Source organism: Stenotrophomonas sp. A3_2, assembly GCF_036624925.1.
GTDB lineage: Bacteria > Pseudomonadota > Gammaproteobacteria > Xanthomonadales > Xanthomonadaceae > Stenotrophomonas > Stenotrophomonas hibiscicola.
In genome coordinates, this window is sequence record NZ_JAZKVY010000252.1 from 78,581 (window position 1) to 101,683 (window position 23,103).

The 23,103-nt window shown below is 68.2% G+C and carries 21 protein-coding genes; 8 read left to right on the forward strand and 13 right to left on the reverse strand.

Features of this window, described 5'->3' with window-relative positions; all coding sequences use genetic code 11:
- Nucleotides 1-24 precede the first annotated feature (24 nt).
- Nucleotides 25-1,947, forward strand: a complete 1,923-nt coding sequence (sppA, locus tag R5H29_RS10785) for a signal peptide peptidase SppA (RefSeq protein WP_332329167.1) — start codon at nt 25-27, stop codon at nt 1,945-1,947.
- A 112-nt stretch (nt 1,948-2,059) separates the two neighbouring features.
- Here the strand turns inward: sppA and R5H29_RS10790 are convergent, their stop codons facing one another.
- Entirely contained in the window at nt 2,060-2,272 is a 213-nt protein-coding gene (locus tag R5H29_RS10790) for a hypothetical protein (protein WP_332329168.1), read from the reverse strand.
- Between the two features lie 110 nt (nt 2,273-2,382).
- On the opposite strand from R5H29_RS10790, the gene R5H29_RS10795 reads away from it, so the two are divergent.
- Nucleotides 2,383-3,159 (forward strand): SDR family oxidoreductase, encoded by a 777-nt coding sequence (locus R5H29_RS10795; RefSeq protein WP_021203230.1) that lies wholly within the window; start codon nt 2,383-2,385, stop codon nt 3,157-3,159.
- Nucleotides 3,160-3,253: 94 nt separating this feature from the next.
- Here the strand turns inward: R5H29_RS10795 and R5H29_RS10800 are convergent, their stop codons facing one another.
- The 9 genes from R5H29_RS10800 to R5H29_RS10840 form a co-directional block, all read right to left on the reverse strand.
- Nucleotides 3,254-4,000 (reverse strand): hypothetical protein, encoded by a 747-nt coding sequence (locus R5H29_RS10800; protein WP_332329170.1) that lies wholly within the window; start codon nt 3,998-4,000, stop codon nt 3,254-3,256.
- Nucleotides 4,001-4,035: 35 nt separating this feature from the next.
- Entirely contained in the window at nt 4,036-4,713 is a 678-nt protein-coding gene (locus R5H29_RS10805; RefSeq protein WP_021203232.1) for a DUF4124 domain-containing protein, read from the reverse strand.
- Nucleotides 4,714-4,756: 43 nt separating this feature from the next.
- Nucleotides 4,757-5,347 carry a Sua5/YciO/YrdC/YwlC family protein gene (locus R5H29_RS10810; RefSeq protein WP_019660786.1) on the reverse strand — a complete coding sequence of 197 codons (591 nt, stop codon included), beginning with the start codon at nt 5,345-5,347 and terminating at the stop codon, nt 4,757-4,759.
- 97 nt (nt 5,348-5,444) lie between these two features.
- Nucleotides 5,445-7,928 (reverse strand): DNA topoisomerase I, encoded by a 2,484-nt coding sequence (locus tag R5H29_RS10815; RefSeq protein WP_021203233.1) that lies wholly within the window; start codon nt 7,926-7,928, stop codon nt 5,445-5,447.
- 192 nt (nt 7,929-8,120) lie between these two features.
- Complete coding sequence (locus R5H29_RS10820) at nt 8,121-9,053, reverse strand: RDD family protein (RefSeq protein WP_021203234.1); 933 nt, start codon at nt 9,051-9,053, stop codon at nt 8,121-8,123.
- 49 nt (nt 9,054-9,102) lie between these two features.
- Complete coding sequence (locus R5H29_RS10825) at nt 9,103-9,855, reverse strand: pilin (protein WP_321210653.1); 753 nt, start codon at nt 9,853-9,855, stop codon at nt 9,103-9,105.
- Between the two features lie 39 nt (nt 9,856-9,894).
- Nucleotides 9,895-10,368: a DUF494 family protein gene (locus R5H29_RS10830; protein ID WP_005411195.1), complete on the reverse strand. Its 474-nt coding sequence runs from the start codon at nt 10,366-10,368 to the stop codon at nt 9,895-9,897.
- Nucleotides 10,369-10,411: 43 nt separating this feature from the next.
- Complete coding sequence (gene dprA, locus R5H29_RS10835; RefSeq protein ID WP_134735064.1) at nt 10,412-11,539, reverse strand: DNA-processing protein DprA; 1,128 nt, start codon at nt 11,537-11,539, stop codon at nt 10,412-10,414.
- A 165-nt stretch (nt 11,540-11,704) separates the two neighbouring features.
- Complete coding sequence (locus tag R5H29_RS10840; protein ID WP_019660781.1) at nt 11,705-12,838, reverse strand: LysM peptidoglycan-binding domain-containing protein; 1,134 nt, start codon at nt 12,836-12,838, stop codon at nt 11,705-11,707.
- Nucleotides 12,839-12,964: 126 nt separating this feature from the next.
- Here R5H29_RS10840 and def point away from each other — a divergent pair, with 126 nt between their 5' ends.
- The 5 genes from def (at nt 12,965) to R5H29_RS10865 (ending at nt 18,998) form a co-directional block, all read left to right on the forward strand.
- Nucleotides 12,965-13,477 carry a peptide deformylase gene (def, locus tag R5H29_RS10845; RefSeq protein ID WP_332329171.1) on the forward strand — a complete coding sequence of 171 codons (513 nt, stop codon included), beginning with the start codon at nt 12,965-12,967 and terminating at the stop codon, nt 13,475-13,477.
- 120 nt (nt 13,478-13,597) lie between these two features.
- On the forward strand, nt 13,598-14,521 hold the full coding sequence (fmt, locus tag R5H29_RS10850) for a methionyl-tRNA formyltransferase (RefSeq protein WP_111113035.1): 924 nt from the start codon (nt 13,598-13,600) through the stop codon (nt 14,519-14,521).
- A gap of 3 nt (nt 14,522-14,524) precedes the next feature.
- Nucleotides 14,525-15,856 (forward strand): 16S rRNA (cytosine(967)-C(5))-methyltransferase RsmB, encoded by a 1,332-nt coding sequence (gene rsmB, locus R5H29_RS10855; protein WP_021203239.1) that lies wholly within the window; start codon nt 14,525-14,527, stop codon nt 15,854-15,856.
- A gap of 23 nt (nt 15,857-15,879) precedes the next feature.
- Entirely contained in the window at nt 15,880-17,589 is a 1,710-nt protein-coding gene (locus R5H29_RS10860; protein WP_197575092.1) for a glycosyltransferase family 39 protein, read from the forward strand.
- 152 nt (nt 17,590-17,741) lie between these two features.
- Complete coding sequence (locus R5H29_RS10865) at nt 17,742-18,998, forward strand: O-antigen ligase (RefSeq protein WP_197575116.1); 1,257 nt, start codon at nt 17,742-17,744, stop codon at nt 18,996-18,998.
- A 30-nt stretch (nt 18,999-19,028) separates the two neighbouring features.
- Here R5H29_RS10865 and R5H29_RS10870 read toward each other — a convergent pair whose 3' ends face one another.
- Nucleotides 19,029-19,835, reverse strand: a complete 807-nt coding sequence (locus R5H29_RS10870; protein ID WP_021203241.1) for a glycosyltransferase family 2 protein — start codon at nt 19,833-19,835, stop codon at nt 19,029-19,031.
- Between R5H29_RS10870 and R5H29_RS10875 the strand changes: the two genes are divergently transcribed.
- Nucleotides 19,834-20,892, forward strand: a complete 1,059-nt coding sequence (locus R5H29_RS10875) for a CDP-glycerol glycerophosphotransferase family protein (RefSeq protein ID WP_164143980.1) — start codon at nt 19,834-19,836, stop codon at nt 20,890-20,892. The two genes, R5H29_RS10870 and R5H29_RS10875, sit on opposite strands and share 2 nt — an antisense overlap.
- A 135-nt stretch (nt 20,893-21,027) precedes the next feature.
- Here R5H29_RS10875 and R5H29_RS10880 read toward each other — a convergent pair whose 3' ends face one another.
- Together R5H29_RS10880 and R5H29_RS10885 are read right to left on the reverse strand one after the other, a co-directional pair.
- Nucleotides 21,028-22,566: a PH domain-containing protein gene (locus tag R5H29_RS10880; protein ID WP_188249656.1), complete on the reverse strand. Its 1,539-nt coding sequence runs from the start codon at nt 22,564-22,566 to the stop codon at nt 21,028-21,030.
- Complete coding sequence (locus R5H29_RS10885; protein WP_021203244.1) at nt 22,563-23,063, reverse strand: PH domain-containing protein; 501 nt, start codon at nt 23,061-23,063, stop codon at nt 22,563-22,565. Before R5H29_RS10885 ends, R5H29_RS10880 begins: the two co-directional genes overlap by 4 nt.
- Nucleotides 23,064-23,103: the final 40 nt, after the last annotated feature.

The window sequence follows — 23,103 nt, forward strand, 5'->3', positions numbered from 1 at the left end:
GCAAGAAGCCATCCGGAGCGTTCCATGAATCACCCCGTGCCCCCGCTGCCCCCGGCGCGTCGCAACCCCGTCGCCAGTTTCTTCATCGGGCTGTGGGACGTCATGAACTTCACCCGCCGGTTGATCCTCAACCTGGTGTTCTTCGGCCTGCTGTTCCTGCTGCTGGTGATGTTCGTCATCGCCGCAGGCATGGGCGCCGGTGCCAGCAAGTCGCTGCAGGACCGCACCACCCTGGTGATCGCGCCGGAAGGCCGGCTGGTCGAGCAGTTCAGCGCCGATCCGGTCAGCCGCGCACTGGCCAAGGCGGTGGGCGACAACGGTGCCGAAGAGATCCAGCTGCGCGACCTGCTGCGGGTGATCGAGTCGGCCAAGGAAGACAAGAAGATCGAGCGCGTGGTGCTGGAGCTGGACAAGCTGCAGCCCTCGGGCTTCGCCTCGCTGCGTGAAGTGGCTGCGGCACTGCAGGACCTGCGTGCCTCCGGCAAGCAGCTGGTGGCCTACAGCGAGAGCATGGGCCAGTCGCAGTACCTGCTGGCCGCACAGGCCGACGAGGTCTACCTGGACCCGATGGGTTCAGTGGTGCTTGAGGGCCTGGGCCGCTACCGCCAGTACTTCCGCACCGGCCTGCAGGACAAGCTGGGCGTGGACGTGCACCTGTTCAAGGTGGGTGAGTACAAGTCCGCAGCCGAGCCGTACGTGCTCGACGCGGCGTCGCCGGCCTCCAAGGAAGCCGACCTGTTCTGGATGAACGACGTATGGCAGCGCTACCTGGGCGACATCGCCAAGGCCCGTCGCCTGGATCCGGCACAGCTGGCTGCCGGCATCGATACGCTGCCGGAAGGCATCGCTGCTGCTGGTGGTGATCTGGCCAAGTTCGCCCTGCAGCAGAAACTGGTGACCGCGCTGAAGACCCGCGAGGAGTTCGAGGACCTGATGATCGAGCGCGGCGTGGCCGACGAAGATGCCGACGGTGGCTTCCGCAACGTCGACTTCGGCACCTACCTGGGCCAGCTTGATGCGCGCCGCAACCCGGTCGACAACCGTCCGCAGGTGGCAGTGGTGGTGGCGTCCGGCGAGATCAGCGGCGGTGACCTGCCGGCCGGCCGCATCGGTGGCGAATCGACGTCGGCGCTGCTGCGTGCCGCGCGCGACGACGACGATGTCAAGGCGGTCGTGCTGCGCGTGGATTCGCCGGGCGGAGAAGTGTTCGCTTCCGAGCAGATCCGCCGTGAAGTGGTCGCCCTGCAGGCCGCCGGCAAGCCGGTGGTGGTATCGATGGGCGACCTGGCCGCCTCCGGTGGCTACTGGATCAGCATGAACGCCGATCGCATCTACGCCGATCCGTCGACGATCACCGGTTCGATCGGCATCTTCGGCATGGTGCCGAACTTCAGCCGCGCGCTTGACAAGATCGGCGTGCACACCGATGGCGTCGGCACCACCCGCTTCGCCGGTGCGTTCGATGTCACCCGGCCGATGGATCCGGCCGTGGGCCAGGTCATCCAGTCGGTAATCAACAAGGGCTACGCCGACTTCACCGGTCGCGTCGCCGACGCCCGCAAGAAGCCTGTCGAGGCCGTCGACGAAGTGGCCCGTGGCCGCGTGTGGAGCGGTGCGCAGGCCAAGGAACGTGGCTTGGTCGATGCCTTCGGTGGGCTGAAGGATGCCGTGGCCGACGCCGCCAGCCGTGCCAAGCTGGGCAAGGCCGACGCTTATCGCGTGCGCTACATCGAGAAGGCGGCCACGCCGTTCGCGCAGTTCGTCAGCGGTTTCGCCGGCAGCCGCGCTGGTGCCTGGATGCTGTCCGATTCGGGCATGGCGCGGATGCTGCTGGCGCGCACGATGCCGGAAGTGGATACGCAGCTGCGCTTTGTCGAGAACGCGGCCCGCGACAAGGGCAATGGCGCACCGGTGAAGGCGCTGGCGTACTGCTTCTGCGGGTTCTGACCGGAGCACATCCACGCATGGCGTGGATCTACTGTAAACGCCCGGCTTCGGCCGGGCGTTCTCGTTGGTGGGGTCGGATCCCTTTGCCCGCAAAGGGTTCTGACCCCACAGGTCACTGCGTCGCGTCGGCCTCGGCCTTGCGCTCGCCCGCAGCGGCGTCATCGACGGATTTCTGCGCGCCCTTGGCGCGGTCCAGCGGCTCCTGCATCGCGCGCGCCATCGCCTTGGGCACCGGTGGCTTCTCCGGGTTCGGCGTTGGCGGGCGCTGGCAGGCGGACAGCAGCACGGTGGTCAGCAGGGACGTGGACAGGACCAGGATGCGCATGGCGGCACTCCGTGATGGGCGTGCGGGCAGTGGCGCATCCTCGGCAGGGGGCGGCCGTGAGCGCGTATCCTTGTTGCATCGAAACACAGCGGGCGCGGCCCGGAGGACTCATGACCCAGCAACGGTGGCGGCTGGACGGCCAGACTGCCCTGATCACCGGCGCCAGTGCCGGCATCGGCCTGGCCATCGCGCATGAACTGGCCGGGTTCGGTGCCGACCTGATGATCGTCGGCCGCGATATCGACATGCTGGAGACCGCGCGCGACGAGTTGCTGGATGTGTATCCGCAGATGCAGGTGCATGCGCTGGCCGCCGATGTTTCCGACGACGAGGACCGCCGCCAGATCCTGGACTGGGTGGAGGACCACAGCGATGGCCTGCATATCCTGGTCAACAACGCCGGCGGCAACGTCACCAAGGCGGCCACCGAGTACTCCGAAGACGAGTGGCGCAAGATCTTCGAGACCAACCTGTTCTCGGCGTTCGAGCTGTCGCGCTACGCACATCCGCTGCTGGCACGCCACGCGTCGTCGTCCATCGTCAACGTCGGCAGCGTGTCCGGCCTGACCCATGTGCGCAGTGGCGTGGTCTACGGCATGACCAAGGCGGCGATGCACCAGATGACCCGCAACCTGGCCGTCGAGTGGGCCGAAGATGGCATCCGCGTCAACGCAGTGGCACCGTGGTACATCCGTACCCGGCGCACGTCCGGCCCGTTGTCGGACCCGGACTACTACGAGGAAGTGATCGATCGCACGCCGATGCGTCGTATCGGCGAGCCGGAGGAAGTGGCTGCGGCCGTGGGCTTCCTGTGCCTGCCGGCAGCCAGCTACGTTACCGGCGAGTGCATCGCGGTGGACGGCGGCTTCCTGCGCTACGGGTTCTGATCTTCGGAAGGGTAGTGCCGGCCGCTGACCGGCAACCACAGGATATTCAGTTGATTGCAGTTGCCGGCCAGCGGCGGGCACTACCGGATGGCGGTCACCCCGGCACCGGGCAGTTGCTGGCCTCCAGCACACCCTGCAACCGCTCGCGCTCCTTGCGCGCGCTGTCGCGGTTCTCGGGCGCGGCGAAGCGCTCCCGGCCGCGGGCATCGCGGAAGCGCTGCTGCCAGGCACCGCAGCGCTGCGCTTCGGGAAGCGCTTCGCACTGATCGCGCACCACTTCACAGCTGGCGGCATTCACCGGCGTCACTCCGCCAAGGCCCTGTACTGTCATCAGCTCGCAGCGACCTGGCGCAGCCTCGTACTCGTACAGGTAGCCGCCGCCCTGGCTGTCGGTGCACTGGAAGATAGGAGGAAGCGGCGGCTTCGGTGAACCGTCACTTCCAGCAGCACGGGCCTCGGCATCGCGACGCAGCGTCGCGCTGTCAAGGATCTGGTCGTCTCCTTCGTGTTCGACCATGCCTGCTTCCATGATCGTGCGTCCTTCGTCCGCGCGTCGTGCCTTCGCTGGGGCCGCAGGCGCAACACCCGGGTTGGCCGGCAGCGGCGCGGGTGTTTCCACCGGGGTGGGGGCAGGTTCAGCGACCACAGGGGCAGCGGCGGCCGGCTGCGCGTTGCCCTTGCCGGGTATGCGCAGCACCTGCTGCCTGCTGCCAGTGGGACACGGCGTGCGCTGCAGGGTAGGGATGTCACTGCTGCTGGAGGTACAGCGGTAGATCACGCCCTCTTCGGCCAATGCGCTTCCAGGCAGCAGCACCAGGAGCAGCCAGATCACTCGGTTCATGCGTACAGCGTACAGGCTGCGGCGGCTTGCTGCGGTCAGCGTTCGCAATCGCGCGACAGGCGCGCATCGATGCCGCGCTGTTCGTTGCTGATGGCGGTGCGTTCACTCTGCAGCGCACTGTTGTACCGGCGATCCAGTTCCCAGCGGCGATCACGCAGTCGCGCACAGACTTCCTGCGGCGGCAACGCATGGCAGCTGTCGCGGACCAGCACGCTGCCGGCCGGAACCTGCACGCCCATGCCGATCGAGGGGGGACGATAACCCGCGCCTTCGCCGATCGGCGTGCCGGTGGCCGGGCGCGGTCCGGGGTAGGCCGGGCCGTGATGGGCGTGTGGCAGCCAGACACTGGTCCACAACGGCACCCAGCGCGGATTGCCTTCGTTGTTGTCGCTGGTATAGCGTCGGCCATCATCGCTCACGCATTCGTACATCGGCTGCGGCGGCTGGATGTAGACGTGGCGGACTTCGCGCTCGCGGATGACCGGGGTTTCGCCGGGCGGCGCAGGCGGGGCATCACTGCGCACCACCCGTGGAGCGGGATCGCGCGGGCGCTGCAGGTCGCGAACCTGCTGGCGGCCGCTGTTGCAGGGCGTGTCCTGCAGGGCCACGGCCCCGTTGCTGGAAACGCAGCGGTACACCCGCACGTCTTCGGCTGCGGACGCCGTCCACGGCAGCAGCAGGCACAGGCTGAAGGTGGCGCGCAGCAGGCTCATGGCGGCAGCGTGCGTGATTGTCCGCGGCAGTGCAATCGGCGGCTCAGGAGCGCAGCACGTTGCCGCTGAGCGCGTCGCGTATGGGGGTGGGTTGGGCCAGGCCACCGGTCTGTCCGTCAAGGATGCCGTCGAGCAGGCGCAGCAGGCGCGGATCCAGCTCTTCGCGGCTGCGCGCCGGTGGTTCGCCGGCCAGATTGGCGCTGGTGGAGACCAGCGGGCCGCCCCAGGCGCGGCAGAGTTCGGCCACCAGCGGGTGCGCGCTGATGCGCACCGCAATGCCGCTGTGTTCGCCGGTGACCCAGGGCTGCGCGCGCGGGCCAGCGGGCAGGATCCAGGTGTTGGCGCCGGGCCAGCTGGCCAGTACCGCGCGCTGGCGGGCGTCGGGCAGCGCCTGCAGGCGCACCCAGCCTTCCAGCTGCGCCAGCTCGGCCGCGACCAGGATCATGCCTTTCTCGATCGGTCGCTGCTTCAGCCGCAGCACCATGTGCACTGCCGCTTCCTGCGAGGGATCACAGCCCAGGCCCCAGACCGCTTCGGTCGGGTAGGCGATCACGCCGCCGGCGCGGAGCGTGGCGACAGCAGAGTCCAGGGTGAGTTCTTTCATGGCGGCGACCGGCCCGGCGTGGGCCTCCATTATCCCCCTGCTGCGTGCAGAAGGGGTGGTCGGCGCGGACGGTAGGTGCGGACCGTTGGTCCGCACACCTTGCCCCTCATCCACGCATGGCGTGGATCTACTTCTTCGCAGCGGCCTTCTTGACGGCTTTCTTCGCCGGGGCCTTCTTTGCGGCGGCCTTCTTCACCGCCTTCTTTGCCGGCGCCTTCTTGGCAGCAGCCTTCTTCGGCGCCGCTTCCTTCTTCACTGCCGCCTTCTTGGCCGGTGCCTTTTTCGCTGCCGCCTTCTTGGCGCCGAAGCCCTTGCGCACCGGCTTGCCGGTTTCTTCCATCAGCTGCTGCACTTCGGCCAGGGTCAGCGATGCCGGCTCGCGGTCCTTGGGGATCTTGCCGTTCATCTTGCCGTCGCTGATATACGGGCCGAAGCGGCCGTTCAGCACCTGGATGTCGCTGCCCTCGAATTCCTTGATGATCCGGTTGCGCGCGATCTCTTCCTTCTCTTCGATCAGGAACACGGCACGGGCCAGGTCGATGGTGTACGGGTCGTCTTCCTTCTTCAGCGAGGCGTAGGTGCTGCCACGCTTGGCGAACGGCCCGAAGCGGCCAATCCCGACGCTGACCGGCTCGCCCTTGTCCTCACCCAGCGCGCGCGGCATCAGGAACAGCTCCAGCGCGTCTTCCAGGGAGATGGTGTGCATCGACTGGCCAGGGCGCAGCGAGGCGAACTTCGGCTTCTCCTCGGCGTCCTCGGCGGTGCTGCCGATGGCGGCATACGGCCCGAAGCGGCCCAGACGCACGCTGACCGGCTTGCCTGTCTTCGGATCGGTGCCAAGCTCGCGCGCGCCACTGGCCTCGGCGCGGTCGACCGATTCCTTCTTGTCTTCCACCAGTTCCTTGAACGGCTCCCAGAAGCGAGCCATCAGCGGAATCCACTCTTCTTCGCCACGCGAAACGGCATCAAGCTCGTCTTCGAGCTTGGCCGTGAAGTCGTAGTCCACGTACTGGGTGAAGTGGCTGGACAGGAACTTGGACACCGCGCGGCCGACGTCGGACGGGCGGAAGCTGCGGCCTTCCATTTCCACGTACTTGCGGAACAGCAGGGTCTGGATGATCGAGGCGTAGGTCGAGGGACGACCGATGCCGTACTCTTCCAGCGCCTTCACCAGCGCCGCTTCGGTGTAGCGCGGCGGCGGCTGGGTGAAATGCTGTTCGGCCTGGATGCGTTCCAGCGGCACGCGGTCGCCCGGCTTCATCGCCGGCAGCTTGCGGCCTTCGTCCTCGTCCTCGGCGCTCTTGCTGTCCTTGCCTTCCTCGTACACGGCCAGGAAGCCGGGCACCACCACCGTGGTGCCGCTGGCACGGAACACGTGCTCGCTGCCGGCCGACAGGTCGACGCTGACGGTATTGAGCGTGGCCGGGATCATCTGGCAGGCGACGGCGCGCTTCCAGATCAGTTCGTACAGGCGGCGCTCGTCGTCGGTGAGGAAGCGTGCGACCTGGGCCGGGGTGCGCAGGGCCGAGGTCGGGCGCACCGCTTCGTGCGCTTCCTGGGCGTTCTTCGACTTGGTCTGGTAGGTGTTGGGCTGGTCCGGCAGCGAGGCGATGCCGTAGTCGCGGGCGATCACGTCGCGGATTTCCGCCAGCGCGTCCTGCGACAGGTTCACCGAGTCGGTACGCATGTACGAAATCAGGCCGACGGTGCCTTCGTCGCCGATGGCCACGCCCTCATACAGCTTCTGCGCAACCTGCATGGTCTTGCGGGTGGTGAAGCCGAGCTTGCGCGAGGCTTCCTGCTGCAGGGTCGAGGTGGTGAACGGTGGCGCGGGACGGCGCTTGCGCTCCTTGCTGGCCACGTCGGTGACATGCAACGAGCCCTGCGCGGCCTGCTGGATACGCAGGCGGGCGGCTTCGGCGGTGTCACCGTCGGTGATGGTGAACTGCTCGAACTTCTGCCCGTCCAGCTTGACCAGCTTGGCGTTGAAGTGCTGCGACGGGTGCGCGCATTCGGCCGCGATCGACCAGTATTCGCGGGCGACGAAGGCTTCGATCTCTTCCTCGCGCTCGACGATCATGCGCAGCGCCGGGCTCTGCACGCGGCCTGCGGACAGGCCGCGCTGGACCTTGCGCCACAGCACCGGCGACAGGTTGAAGCCGACCAGGTAGTCCAGCGCGCGGCGCGCCTGCTGGGCATCGACCAGGTCGCTGGCGATCGCGCGCGGCTGGCTGATCGCTTCCTTGATGGCGCGCGGGGTGATCTCGGTGAACACCACGCGCTGCATCGGCTTGTCCTTGACCAGCCCGCGTTCCTTCAGGATCTCGGCGATGTGCCAGCTGATCGCTTCACCTTCGCGATCCGGGTCGGTTGCCAGCAGGATGTCGTCGGCACCCTTGGCGGCCTTGGCGATCGCATCGACATGCTTTTCGTTCTTGTCGATCACGTCGTAGTGCATGGCGAACCCGTTGTCCGGGTCGACTGCGCCTTCCTTCGGGATCAGGTCACGCACATGCCCATACGAGGCCAGGACGGTGTAGTCCTTGCCGAGGTATTTGTTGATCGTCTTGGCCTTGGCTGGCGATTCGACGATGAGCAGGTGCTTGGGCATGTCGGGAGAGGTCTGTGGGCGGACCGGGAGAAGGGGCCGCTAGGGTGGAGCAAACGGCCGCATTAGTGAAGCGGCCACGGGCAAATCCATAAACTGAACGCCCGGTAATGTGCCGGGCGTTCAGGTTTCACCTTATTAGAGGAATCACGCCCGGCCGGCCCGTGTCAAGCAGCCAGGCGTGAGGATGGCCGTTCACGAGGCCATCTTGGCGATGAAGCCTACCGCGAACACCAGCAGGGCCAGGCCGACCAGAGACAGCAGGCCGGTCAGCACGAGCACCAGTACGGTTACCGTGCCCAGCTCCCGGCGCTGCAGCTGCGGCTGGTCGGTGTAGGCCCAGCGGTCGACCACGAGGGTGTCGCAGACCATGTCGTGCAGGCCCTGCTTGCGTTCGGTGAAGGCGGCCATCAGGAAACCGATGCCGAGCGTGAAGCTGCTCAGCAGCATGGCCCAGTAGCGACCAAATGCGCGGGCCTTGGTCAGGCGTTCGCCGTTGCCGCGCACCACCTTGATACCGACTGCCATCTTGCCCAGCGTGGCGCCGCCCTGCGAGGCATGGAACCAGGTGTAGTAGGCCATGCCGATGCCGAGGTTGATCAGGGCACTGGCCAGCTGAGCAACGATCTCGATGGCCGATTCGCCGCTGCCCACCGCGCCCATGCTGGCGCCGAGTATCGCACCAAGAATGGCACCGATGATGCTGCCGGGGACGACCAGCACGAAGTAATCGATCATGTAGGCCGCCACACGCTTCCAGAAGCCTGCGTAGACCACTTCACCGCCAACCACCGGCTGCGCGTGGCCACCGCTGCTGGTGGCCGCTGGAGCGCTGTAAGGCGAGCTGCTGAGCGCGCCGGTGCCGGGCAGCGGTGCGGTGCCGCTGTCAATGGCGGCGTAGTCGCTGCGCAGGTCGAACCCGCCGCTGCTGCTGGCAGCGCTGGCATCGGCCAGCGTCTGCAGGCCGAGCTCGTCGACCATCTGCCGCAGCGCAGCCCACTGGGCCATGCCCTCCCGCCAGACCAGGGTGTCCAGGTTGAGCTGGCCGCGCTGGAAGCGCTGGCGGATCTCCTGGACCGGCAGCGGGCCCTGGCGTTGCTGTCCTTCGGCGTAGTACCACTCAGTCATTGCATGTTCCCTGTTGAATCATCCTTGGAGGTGCTGGCGTGCGCGCGGTTCAGCCGCGGCACGACGGCGGCAGGTACTTGTCGTTGCTCTCGCCGCTGCATTCCCAGCGGCCGCTGTCGCGATCGTATTCCAGCCACAGCAGATCGCCATCGAGGCTCTTGCCGGGCAGCGCCAGGGTGGCTTCGATGCCGCAGTGGCCGTTGTTGAAGCGACCGATGTTCACCGCTGACAGCCCTGCATGGGCGAAATCACCCGGGGCCGGGAAGCCGGCGTCGTTGCCACCCGGGCAGCGGCCTTCGTCATCGGCGAAATGCTGCACCTGGTCCTTCAGCGGCTGCAGTGCGGTCACTGCGCCGGCGACCTTGGCGCGAAGGGTGTAGTCGTTGTAGGCGGGCAGCGCGATGGCGGCCAGGATGGCCACGATCGGTACCAGCACCAGCAGCAGGCCGCCGCCGATGATGGCGGTCAGGGCGCAGCCGGACAGCTTCTTCTTCGGCGTCGGCAGGGCGCTGGCCGCTGCGCTGGTGGCGTAGGGCGTGGACGGTGGCAGCATCGGTGGCTGCGGCGGAGGCGGTGCTGCCGGCTCCGGTTCGGGTTCCACGGGCGGTGCAGCGGCGTCCAGCGCCGGCACGATCAGGCCGAGCTCGTCGACCACGGTGCGCAACGGCTGCCATTGCGGCAGGCCGTCGCGCCAGACCAGGGTGTCCAGGGAGATCTGGTTGTTGCGGAACAACTCGACCAACTGTTCCGCCGGCAGCGGGCCTTGCTGCCGGTTGCCTTCTGCATGGAACCACTCGCTCACGGGGACGCTCCTGAATGCGCTATGCCCCCAAGTGTACGGTCAGTGCAGGGGTTCTGGCTCGTCCATGAACATCTGCGTCTCCATCCAGGCATACGCCGCCTCGGAGCCGGGCTGGTTGAACAGCACCATCAGCACGACCCACTTCAGGTCGTCCAGGTCCAGTTCGTCCTGGTCCAGGGCCATTGCCCGGTCCAGCACCAGCTCGCGCTGGTCGGCATCGAGGATGCCGTGCTGTTCCAGGTACAGCAGGAACCCGCGGCATTCCACGTCCAGCTTGTCCAGCTCGGGGCCGTGGTACACGCGCACGGGGCCATCGACCCGAGCCTGGGCCACGCTCGGCCGCTGCGCGGCCAGGGCATCGAGCCAGTCGAACGCCTTGTTGATCTCGGTTGGGCTGAAACCGGCCTGGATCAGGCCGTTCTGGAGCGAATCGCGGTCACGGATCAGGTCCGCATCTTCGCTGAAATAGTGTTCAAACAGGTACAGCAGTACATCCAGGATGCTCTCTTTCATTGCCCCTCGGCCTGCGTCGCGCGACGCTGTGGAGGTGAAGAAACTAGGGAGTTCGACAGTAGCGGCCGTGTACGCACACCACGATTCCCGCCAGTTCCATGGCCAGCAGCATGGAGGACACCTGGGGCGCCGTCAATCCACAGCGTGTGATCAGTGAATCCATACTGCTTGGGTTGTGCTCCAGCGCCCGCCACAAGCACTGGTAGTCAGGGTCGTCGGCCCAGTGCGCCGGCAGGCGTGCAGGCGGTGCCTGTTCAGTGGGGGTGGCCAGCCGTGATTGCAAGCCCGGCAGCTGCTGGCGGAGGGCGGGGGCCAGCAGTTCGAGGACCTCCTCCGGGCGCTCGACCAGTGCGGCACCCTCGCGGATCAGCCTGTGGCAGCCCGCAGCGCGCGGATTGAGCACCGAGCCGGGCAGGGCGCAGACCTCGCGGCCGGCCTCGGCGGCCAGGCGTGCGGTGATCAGGGCACCCGAGCGTTGGGCGGCCTCGACCACCACCGTGGCCAGGGCCAGCCCGGCTACCAGCCGGTTGCGGGCAGGAAAGTGGCCGGGGCGTGCGGGCGTGCCGGGCAGGTACTCGCTGAGCACCACGCCTTCGGCGGCGATGCGCGCCTGCAGCCGGGCGTGGCTGTCCGGATAGGCGCGGTCCGGTCCGGTGCCGATCACCGCCACGGTGCAGCCCCCCGCGTCCAGCGTGGCCTGGTGGGCGGCGGCATCGATGCCCGCCGCCAGGCCACTGGTCACCGCCAGCCCGGCGTCGACGAAGCAGCCGGCAAACCGGGCTGCCAGCGCGCGTCCGCCCGGCGTTGGCGAGCGGCTGCCGACCAGCGCAACCGATGGGCGCCAGGCCCGGCTGGGGTCGCCGGCGATGAACAGCGCAAGGGGGGGATTGGGGACATCCAGCAGGGGCGGGGGGAAGGTCGGATCGGTGAAGGCCAGCAGGTGCTGGTTGTCGTCTTCCAGCCAGCGCCGTGCCACGGCCAAGGCCCGGGCGTCGGGGCGGTCCAGTGCGGCGCACTGCTCTGGCGTGCAACCGTGCGCGCGCCAGTTCGCGGCACCCTGCGCGATCGCGATTTCCGCCCTGCCTGCGGCCTGCAGCAGGGCCCGCCGTGGTGCCAGCGCGCCGCCTGCCATCAACAGGCGCAGCAGCGCCTCGTCAGCTTGGTTGGTCATCCCCCCACTATCGAGCGCATGCAACAAAGGCGCCCTAGGGCGCCTTCGCATGTGGCTGTCAGACTTTGCCGGAGACCGCCCCTGTAGAGTCGACTGTCAGTCGACTACCGCGCGCAGCGCGGGCGCTTTCGGGGGCGGTGAAGAGCAGTCGACTAACAGTCGACTCTACCGCGCATCCGGGTGCAGTGCGTTGTATCCCACGCGCACCGGCTTCACGCCCTGCATCACCAGTGCGTAGCTGACGTTGTCGAAGGTACGGAACACCATGGCGTGTGCGGCGTATTCGTCCGGCAGCGAGACGCGGCCGGCGCCGGTGCTGAGCGAATCATCCATGCGCGAGGAGTTCGGGTACTTCATGCGGTGTGCCACGTGGCGGCCCGGGCGCCACAGCGAGAACACGGTGCCGTTGTCCACGCCCTGCGCGCGGCCTGCGGAGATCGCGATCACGTCGCGCGGCCCACCAGCGGTGAACATGTCGGCAACGGCCAGCACGCGCACGTCGACGCCCTCGACACCGGCGGCCGGGACATGGGGGATGAACTGCAGGTCGTAGGGCCTGGCCTCGACCGGGACCAGGCGGTCGCCCGCACGTACCTCGCGGCCGCCCTCGTTCTTGTCCAGCACCAGGGTGGACGCCTCGACCTTGCCGCCGGCGACGTGGGTGATGGTGCCGGTGGCGACCTGGGCCAGCTCATAGCCAAGCACGCCGCGGCGGTGGTTGGGGGCGTTGTAGGCCCGCCACAGGTTGCCGCTGCCCGGGGTGACGTCGCCGTTGGCGGTCAGGTCCTCGGTGGGCTTGGGCTGGGCGTAGCGCACGGTCGGGCGGACCACGGCCCAGCGCTGGCCCAGCTGGGCGTCGGCCAGGCGCACGTACACCGCGCTGCCGCTGGTGACGCGCAGGCGCTCTTCTTCCAGGCCGGCCACGTAGGGCAGCTGGTCGATGCTGTCGACCACGCTCAGCTGCTTCAGGAACGGCTCGACCTGGGCCAGCGGAATGGCATCGATCGGGGCTTCCTGGCGCGGGCCGGGCTTGGCAGCGACGGTCACCCGGTCCAGGTAGGCCAGGCTGAGCACGTCACCGGGATAGATCAGGTGCGGATTGGCGATCTGTGGATTGGCCTGCCAGATCTCCGGCCACAGCCAGGGCTTCTGCAGGAAACGTGCGGCGATATCCCACAACGTATCCCCTTTTCGGACCACATAGGTGTCCGGGTGCCCGCCATTCACTTCCACGGCGGTAGCATAGGCAGCCACGGTCAGCATCGCCGCGGCGACGACCGTACGAAAACGAAGCAACATAGGTGTGAAGCCCTGATTCCCCAACAGGTCCGCGCACTATAGTCCAGAAACCGGGGCGCAAGGCAAGCGTTGGAGCTAGAATCTGCGACGTATGCCGGCGTGCCGGCCCATTACCCGGAAACAGCCATGGCCCTTCTCCCCATTCTCGAGTTCCCCGATCCGCGCCTGCGTACCAAGGCCGCGTTGATCGACGCTGCTGAAGTCACCACGCCGGCCTTCCAGGAACTGATCGACAACATGTTCCAGACCATGTACGACTCGCCGGGCATCGGCCTGGCTGCCACCCAGGTGGACGTGCACAAGCGCTTCATGGTCATCGACGTCAGCGAAGAAAAGAATGAACCGCAGGTGTTCATCAACCCGGAGATCGTCGCCAAGGACGGGGGCCGGGTGTACCAGGAAGGCTGCCTGTCGGTTCCGGGCATCTTCGCTGACGTCACCCGTGCCGATACCATCACCGTGAAATACCTGGACCGCAACGGCCAGGAACAGCAGATGGAAGCCGGCGAAGTGCTGGCCACCTGCATCCAGCATGAGATGGATCACCTGGACGGCAAGCTGTTCATCGACTATCTGTCGCCGCTCAAGCGCGAGATGGTGCGCAAGAAGCTGGCCAAGCAGCGCAAGCACGTGGCGTGATCGCCAATCCGGGCCACCCTTCGGGTGGCCCGCGCCTGCGCGGCAAGCGCGGGCTGTACGGCGCCGGCCGACGGCGCCGTTTTCTTTCCTGCACGAATCCATCCTGCAAGTGGGGTAGCCATGAGGATTGTCTTTGCCGGTACGCCGGAATTCGCGGTGTCATCGCTGCGCGCGGCTGCGCGCCATCATGAGGTCGTGGCCGTCTACACCCAGCCTGATCGTCCGGCCGGCCGTGGCCGTGGCCTGGCGCCGTCGCCGGTCAAGCTGGAAGCCGTGGCCCGTGGCATTCCGGTCTACCAGCCGGAGTCGCTGAAGGACGCGGCCGCCCAGCAGCAGCTGCGCGACCTGCAGCCGGATCTGATGGTGGTAGTGGCCTATGGCCTGATCCTGCCCAAGGCGGTGCTGGCCATTCCGACCCATGGCTGCTGGAACGTGCATGCCTCGCTGCTGCCGCGCTGGCGCGGTGCCGCGCCGATCCAGCGTGCGATCCAGGCCGGCGATGCGAAGACCGGCGTCTGCCTCATGCAGATGGAGGCCGGCCTGGACACCGGCCCGGTGCTGCTGCACCAGGAACTGCCGATCGCGGCCACCGATACCGGCGGCCAGCTGCATGACAAGCTGGCCGAGCTTGGTGCCCAGGTGTTGTCCGATGGCCTGGGCCTGCTGCGCGCGGGCATCAAGCCGATCGCGCGGCCGCAGCCGGAACAGGGCGTGACGTATGCGCACAAGCTGGACAAGGCCGAAGCCAGGCTGGACTGGGCGCAGGACGCCGGCGCGCTGGCGCGTACCGTGCGCGCGTTCAATCCGTGGCCGATCGCCGAGGCAACGCTGGCCGGCGAACGCGTGCGCATCCATGGCGCGGTGGCACTGGAGGCAGACCACGGCCAGGCGCCGGGCACGGTGCTGGCCGCCGGCCGTGATGGCATCGACATCGCCTGTGGCCAGGGCGCACTGCGCCTGCGTGTACTCCAGCGGGAAGGTGGCAAGGCGATTACTGCGGCCGACTACCTCAACGCCCGCCGCGATCTGCGCGTGGGAGCATAAGCGGTGTCGAAGCAGAACGATTTCTCCGTCGCCAAGGCGGCGCCGGGAGCGGCCACGCGCATGCTGGCCGCACGCGTGCTGGCACAGGTGTTCACCCGTGGCCGGTCGCTGAAGGCCGAACTGGCCTGGGCGCTGCCGAAGCTGGCCGACAGCCGCGACCGCGCGCTGCTGGAAGCGCTGTGCTTCGCCGTCCTGCGCCGCCGCAGTACCTATGACGCGGCGCTGCAGTCGTGGATGCAGAAGCCGCTGTCGGCGCGTGATGCCGACCTGCGCACGCTGCTGATGGTCGGGTTCGCCCAACTGGACGTGCTGGCGTTGCCGGCGCACGCGGCGTTGTCGGCCACGGTCGATGCCGCGCGTGCCCTGGGTCGTGAGCGCCAGGCGGGCCTGGTCAATGCGATCCTGCGCCGCGCGCAGCGCGAAGGTTTCCCGGAACAGCCTGCGCGCGATGCCTTCCCGGCGTGGCTGGCCGATGCCGTCGAGCGCGACTGGCCGGCCCAGGCCGAGGCGATCTTTGCCGCCAGCCTGCAGCCGGCGCCGTTGTGGTTGCGCGCCAACCGCCAGCAGGGCGGCCGCGATAAGGCACTGGCGACGCTGGCCGAAGCTGGCATTACCGCGCAAGCCAGTCCGCTCAGCGCCGACGCGTTGCGCCTGGCCTCGCCGGTTGCCGTGAATCAGCTGCCCGGCTTCGCCGAAGGCGCCATCTCGGTGCAGGACCTGTCGGCGCAGTGTGCGGCCGACGCGCTGGCCCCGGCGGCCGGTGCCCGCGTGCTGGACGCCTGTGCGGCCCCCGGTGGCAAGTCGGCGCACCTGCTGGAGCGCGACCCCGGCCTGCGCCTGCTGGCGCTGGATATCGACGCGCGCCGCCTGGCCCGTGCACGTGACACCTACGTTCGCACTGGCGTGGGCGAGCATGCGCAGACCCTGGCTGCCGATGCCAGTGATCCGGGTGCCTGGTGGGATGGCGTGCCGTTCGACGCGATCCTGCTCGATGCCCCGTGCTCGGCCACCGGCGTGATCCGGCGGCAGCCGGATGTGATGTTCCACCGACGTGCCGAGGATATCGATGCGCTGGTCGGTGTGCAGGCCCGCCTGCTGGAGGCCTGCTGGTCGATGCTGCGTCCGGGCGGCGTGCTGCTGTATGCCACCTGCTCGATCCTGCGTGCGGAGAACATCGACCAAGTGCGGGCGTTCCTGAAATGGCACCCGGACGCGGTGGCAGAGCCGCTGGATGACCGATTCGGCCTGGACTGCGAGGGAATCGCGCGCCAGCGACTGCCGGGTGACAGCGATGCTGACGGATTCTTTTACGCGCGTCTGCTAAAAACAGCCTGACCCCCGCTGACGTTCCGAGTCCCATGCTGAACTCCCGCGCGTCGCGCGAGACGTGGTTGTTCGTGGCGATGGCCCTGCTGCTGCTGGGGGCCGGGCTGGGCCTTCGTGATCCGTGGCCATCGGACGAGCCGCGCTTTGCGCTGGTGGCCAAGCAGATGGTCGACAGCGGCCACTGGCTGTTCCCGCACCGCGGTACCGAGTTGTATTCGGACAAGCCGCCGATGCTGATGTGGTGGCAGGCTACGCTGTACGGCCTGGTCGGGCAGTGGCGCGTGGCCTTCCTGCTGCCGTCGCTGCTGGCGGCACTGGGTACGCTGTGGTGCGTGGTCGACCTCGGGCGGCGGCTGTGGACACGGCGGGTGGGGCTTTACGCCGGCTGGGCGCTGCTGTTCGCGCTGCAGTTCACCTTCCAGGCGAAGAAGGCGCAGATCGATCCACTGCTGCTGCTGTTCATCACCCTGGCCAACTACGGCCTGCTGCGCCACCTGTTGCTGGGACCAGGCTGGCGCTGGTGGTGGCTGGGCTGGTTCTTCGCTGGCATCGGCGTGATCACCAAGGGCGTGGGCATGCTGGCGCTGCTGATGATCGTGCCGGCGGTGACCGCTGCGGTACTGCAATGGCCACGGGTGGCACTGCACGCGCGCGATGCCCGCTTCTGGCTGGCGCCGCTGGCCTTCCTGCTGGCGGTGTCGTTGTGGCTGGCGCCGATGCTGCTGGCCGGTTTTGCCACCGGTTCGGACGAATACCGCGCGTACATGGACGACATCCTGTTCCAGCAGACGGCGCGTCGCTATACGCACTCGTGGGACCACCACCAGCCCTGGTGGTACTTCCTGGCGATCATGCCGTCGATGTGGATTCCCGCGTTCCTGCTGCTGCCGTGGGCGCTTCCGGCTTGGTTGCGGCGGCTGCGCCGGCGCGATCCGCGCTATCTGCTGCCGCTGTCCTGGTGGTTGATGGTGGTGCTGTTCTTCTCGATCCCCGACGGCAAGCGCGATGTCTACATCCTGCCGGCGCTGCCGATGTTCTGCCTGGCGCTGGCGCCGTTGCTGCCGGGGCTGCTGAAGCGGCGCGATGTGCAGGCCGTGGTGGGAGTGTTCACCGGCCTGCTGTCACTGGGCCTGGTCCTGGCTGGCGCGATGGCGGTGCTGGGCGACCCGGCCTTCGAGCTGCGCCTGACCCACAGCCGCGGACTGGCGCCCGGCGCCGTCGACGCGCTGGCCTGGACGATCCTGGCGATGGGCGTGTGGGGCGCATTGAGCCTGCTGGCCTGCGGTCGTCGCCGGCATCTGGCGCTGGTGTCGACCCTGGCGATGGTCTGGGTGCTGTACAGCCTGGTCGGCTACCCGCTGCTGAACGATTCCAGTTCCGCCCGCGGCCTGATGCGCACGGTTGGTACACGGCTGGGCCCGGATGCCGAGCTTGGGCTGGTGGCCTGGAAGGAGCAGCATCTGCTGCTGGCCGACCGCCCCGCAGCGACCTTCGGTTTCGAGTCGGACTGGGACGAGCAGCTGATTGCGGCCACGCGCTGGCAGCGGCTTGCGCCCGAACGCCGTTGGTTGCTGGTCCACGAGTACGCAATGCTGTCGTGCGTCGACCGCAGCCGCTCTGAACTGGCCGGCGTAGCCAACCGGCGGCGCTGGTGGCTGGTGCCGGCGGCGGCGGTGAAGGTGCCCTGCGTGGTCACCGCAGCGGAGCGGGAACGTGAACGGCGTCTGCAGGAACATGACTAGTCTCCCCCTTCCTGCTTGTCCAGTCTGTCCAAGCGGGGCCAAAGGCAGTAAAACGGCAGGCCGGGATGGCCTGCACCGCCCCTTCCCGTTCTTTCCAGCCGATTGCAGCGATACTTCCCGACGTGCCAGCTTCACCGGACAACCTGAACCTCATGGCCGGCGATCCGCTGGGCGTTCCCGCCGGCGGACGTCAGCGGGTGGCGCATGGGCTGGCCCAACTGGGCCTGTTCTGCCTGCCGGCACTGGTGCTGACCTTGCCCATCAACCTGTTGCCGTATGGCCTGCTGCTACTGCTGAGCACGCTGCTGGCGCCGGAGCTGCTGTGGCGCGCGCGCGGGATGGCCGGCCAGCCGGTGAAATTGCTGGCCTGGCTGATGCTGGCGGTGCTGGCGCTCGGCCTAATGTCGGTAGTGTTGTTCGAGCAGGGCCTGCGTGACGTCGACAACCGGTCGCGGTTCGTGGTGATCCCGTGGATCGCGCTGTGGGTCTGCGCGCTGCGTCCCGACGTGCGGTGGCTCTGGTACGGATCATTGACCGGCCTGCTCGCCGCCTTTGCGATGTCACTGTGGCAGGTGCTGGGTGGCGCCCCGCGCGCACAGTTGTTCACCAACGCCATCGTGCTGGCCGACATCGTGATGGTTTTGATGGTGCTGCTGGTGTTCTGTCGCCCGTCGCGGCGCTGGTCGCTGGTGATCCTCGGCATGGCGGCCGGCTGCGGCACCATCGTGCTGACCGGCAGCCGCGGTGTGTTCGCCGCCTTGCTGGCGCTGCTGGTGGTGCTGACGTTGAGCCTGCGCTGGCGCACCGGCGCGGCGCGCCTGTCGGTGCTCGCAGGCATGCTGGCGATCGGTGCGACCCTGCTGCTGTCGGTACCGGAACTGCGCCACCAGGTCCGCCTGAGCGAGCTGCACAGTGACGTGCAGCGGATGGAGTTGGGCGACAGTGATTCTTCCGCCGGTGCCCGCGTGGAACGCCTGCAGGTGGCCTGGGAGACCTTCCTCGACCACCCGGTGGTGGGTGTTGGCATCGGTCATTTCGACAGCGCGATGCTGCGCGTGCCGGTCTGCCGTGAGAACCCGGAAGAGTTGCGTTGCCACCTGGGGCATGCGCACAACGATGTTGCCGAATGGGCAGCGACCCAGGGCGTACCGGGCCTGCTGCTGTTGCTGGCGGTGTATGGCATCCCGCTCTGGTTGTTCGTGCGCCTGCATCGCCGCAGCGGACGGTCGACCTTCCGGGGGCCGGCCGCAGCCGGTATCATGCTGGTGATCACCTACGCACTGTGCGGCCTGACCCAGTCGATGTTCGCGCACCAGATGACAGCCAGTTTCTACGTGACCCTGGTCGGCCTGCTGACCGGCCTGTCGATCGTCGAGGGCGCGCGCCACCGGGCAATCACCGGGGCGTGATCCAGCGGCGCCCCGGACAGGGCCGGGCGATCAGGGGTTCGGCGGGTCAGCCACGGCCTGGCCGTTGCCCAGCATCCACAGCATGATGGTTTTCTGCCGCACGTAGTTGGCGCGTACGTAGGCATAGACCAGTCCATGCCAGCCGTCGCGGAAGCCGCCACGGAACAGGAAGCCGCGCCAGAACCGCCAGGCCGGCGCCAGCACCAGCTTGCCCAGCGTGGCCCGCTTACCGCGTGCGAACTCGTGCTCGGCCATCATCCGCGCGTATTTCTCGGTCTTGGCCAGCTGCTGCTGCAATGAGCGGTAGGGATAGTGGACCAGGTCGCCGCGCAGGGTACCGACGCTGCCGTCGACGCTGGCAGCCTCGTGGATCTCGCGCTTGCCGCGCCAGCCGCCCTGGCGGCGGTCGAACAGGCGCAACACCCGGTCCGGGTAGGCATTGCCATGGCGCAGGAACCTGCCGAAATACTCCGACAGGCGGGCGAAACGGTAGCCGGCATGGCCGCTGAAGCCACTGTCGCGGGCCTGTTCGATGGCCGCGCGCAGTTCCGGACTGATCCGTTCGTCGGCATCCAGGCACAGTACCCAGTCGTGGCGGGCCTGCTCGACGCAGAATGCCTTCTGGCTGCGGAAACCGTCGAACCGGCGCTGCAGAACACGGGCGCCGGCAGCTTCGGCGATGGCGACGGTGGCATCGGTGGAGTACGAGTCCACCACCACGATCTCATCGCAGAACGCCAGCGAGGCCAGGCAGTCGCCGATGCGCCCGGCCTCGTTGAACGCGATAATGCACGCCGAGATGCGAGGCCGTTCGATGGGAGCGGTCGTGGAGGACATGATGGCCGGGTACCTGTTGTTTGCGACGGAGCGCTATGCGCTGCCTATTCTCGCCCCGTTGGCGCAGGCCTTGCACGCATCCGGGCAGGAGGTAGCGGCTTGGTTCGAGGACGGCGCGGCCGGCAGCAGCCTGCCGGGGGTGCCCAACGTGGGCCTGAAGCAGGCCCTGGCCCTGCGTCCGCGGGCGGTGTTCAGCGCGGCCAACTGGGTGCCGACGTTCCTTTCGGGCGCCAAGGTGCAGCTGTTCCATGGCTTCAACGTGGAGAAGCGGGACAGCGCGCGCGGCCACTTCCGGGTGCGCGGCATGTTCGACCTGTACTGCACGCAGGGGCCGGCCACCACCGCGCCGTTTCGTGAGATCGCGGCCCTGCAGGGCCACTTCGCGGTGGCCGAGACGGGTTGGCCGAAGCTGGATCCGCTGTTCCGCGACGATGGTGGCGAGAGCGCCGCGCTGCGCGCCGCCGCTGGAGGACGCCCGGTGATCCTGTTCGGTTCGACCTTCACCGAGCGCCTGAGCGCAGCGCCGCACCTGCACCCGCAGATCGCCGCCGATATCGCCGCCGGTGACCATTACTGGCTTCTCACCCTGCACCCGAAGTGCCCGCAGGACCTGTTCGAACGCTACCGCGCGCTGGCCGGCGCCAATGCCCGCTTCATCGAGCCGGAGCAGGTGATGGCCGCGCAGCGCGCCGCCGATGTGCTGGTGTCGGATACCTCGTCGATCGTTTCGGAGTTCATCGTGCAGCACAAGCCGGTGGTGACCTTCCGCAACCGCGTGCCCAAGCCACACATGATCGACTTCAATGATCCTGCGCAGCTGCAGGCGATGCTGACGCGTGCGCTGCACCCGGACGCGGCGCTGCAGGCGGAGATCGTGCGCTATGCCGATGCCATCCATCCGTACCGCGACGGCCTGTCCAGCGAGCGGGTAATCGCGGCCACCGAGGATTTCCTGTCCGGTGAAATGGGTGCGCTGCGGCGCAAGCCGTTCGGCAGCTGGATGCGTGATCTGCAGATCCGCAGGGACCTGGGCTACTGGGGCCCGTCGCAGCGGTAACCCGAGCATTGGCTCGGCTCTAGAGTAGATCCATGCCGTGCGTGGATGCGCGCCCCCGCTCGCGGTAGTGCCGGGGGGGGGCCGGCCCCCGCGGGGGGGGGTGGGGGGGGGGGGCCCCCCGCCCCCCGGCACTACCTACCAGCGCAGCTTGCGCCGCGCCAGCGCCGCAGCCAGCTGATCCATCACCTGCTGCGCCTGTGCCTGCGGCAGATGGTGCAGGGTCAATGCCACATCGCCATGCGCGCCGGCAGTATCCAGCTGCAGGCTGCTGGTGCCCAACAGCTTGTCCAGCGGCGAGCGCAGCAGGCGCAGGCCCTGCACCTTGTCCAGTTCGGCCCAGCGCCACCAGCGCTTCCACCAACCGCCACGCACTGCCACGTAGTGCTCGTCCAGGTGCCAGGCCATGCGTGCCATCTGCCGATGAGCGACCAGCAGCGCCACCGGCAGCCACGCCAGCACCAGCAGGCCCCATGGCCCCCAGCGCCAGTACGCGGCTGCGGCCAACAGGGGTACCAGCAGCAGCGTTCCCAGGCACAGCCGCCACCAGCCACGCTGCGGAATGGAGTGCCATTGCGTCGGCGGCCACTGCAGCTGAGGCAACAGGTGCTGCACCAGCTGCTCGCAGCGCGTCGCCTGGGCCAGTGGTGCCAGCTCGCGCAGGGCGCGGTCCTCATCGCGCGCAGGGCCACCGGCAGCGCTGTCGATGCGCAGCTGGCGCAGGCCGAACCAGCGATGCAGGGTGGTTTCGCGCAGCGTCCAGGCCTGGATGCGGCGACGCGCGACACTGCTGCGGGTGCGGCTGAGCAGACCGGCGGAGACGGTCAGGCGGCGATCCTGCTCGCTGAGGGTAAAGCCGTGATAGCGCAGCAGGGTCAGTACCACCGACAGCACGCGCAGCGCCAGCCAGCCCAGCAGCAGTGCGGCGGCCAGCAGCAGGAAAGCGCCTGCTACGCCGGGGTGCAGGTGGCTGGCGTAACCGAAAGCCTCGCGGCCACCACGTTGGATGGCTTCGTCCATCACCGGCCGCGGCACGGTCTGGAACAGCACGCCGAAGGCGGCAACCGCCAGTGCCCAGCCCCGATTGGAGAGCAGGCCCATGCGCATCACGTCCCAGCTGGACAGGCGCAGCAGGACGTGTTCGGTGTCGGCCACGGTGACCGCAGGCGCGGGGACAGCGTCGGCGGCCTGCGGTGCCTGCCCGCGCTGGCGCACGAGACGTTCCAGCGCCAGCGCCTGGTCCAGCTTCAGCACTCGCATTTCCGCTTCGGGGCGCACGCCGCCGGCCGACTCCAGGCGCAGCTCGGCCACGCCGAACAGCCGGTGCAGCGGATTCTGCCGCACTTCCACGTTGTGGATGCGGGCGAACGGAATCTCGCGCCGGTTGCGCGCAAGCAGACCGCTGCGCACGGTGATCGCATCGCTGCCGATGCGGTAACGGTAGCTGAGGTACTGCAGCACCGAGACCAGGACCAGCGCGGCGATCGCCGACAGTGGGATCAACTGCGCCCACATCGGATCGTGGTCGCCGCGCTGACCGAATACCAGCAGTGCGACCAGCGGCAGGAAGTAGTGGCGCAGCTGCATCAGCAGCACGAACAGCCATGACCACGGGTGCAGGCGGTGGTCCTCGCCACCGGCGCGCAGTGCTGCAGGCAGAGGCGGTGGCAGGCTCACAGGGCGTCAGCGTCCTGGTCGAGCTGGTGCGAAAGGGTGTCGCGCAGACGCTCGGCGTCGGTTTCATCCAGGCCGCTCACGGTCACTGCGCTCATGCGGGTGCCGGCGGTATGCACGATCAGCGTGGCAAGTCCTGCACGGCGTTCCAGCGGGCCCCTGCGCAGGTCCAGGTGTTGTACGCGCGAAATGGGAATACGGGTTTCCAGCTGCCACATCAGGTCTCGCCGCAGGCCCAGGCCCTGTGCGTCCAGCCGCCAACGGGTGCGGACCAGGCGGCGGTGGCTGAGCCATGCGCCACATGCAGCCCCTGCCAGCAGCCCGAGGGCGGCGACCCACGCGCCGCCGGGTAGATCGAAGAACCACCATGCGGCCGCCAGCGGCAGGCCTGGCACAAACAGGCCGCCGAAAGCGCCTTCCAATGCCGCCAGCCGCGCGGCGCGGCGCGGCAGCGACTGCCACGCGTCGGCGGGCGGAGCGGTCAGGGAGATGTCGGTCACGCGGGCTCCGTCAGGTGGCAGGGCGAGCGGTGGCGGCGGT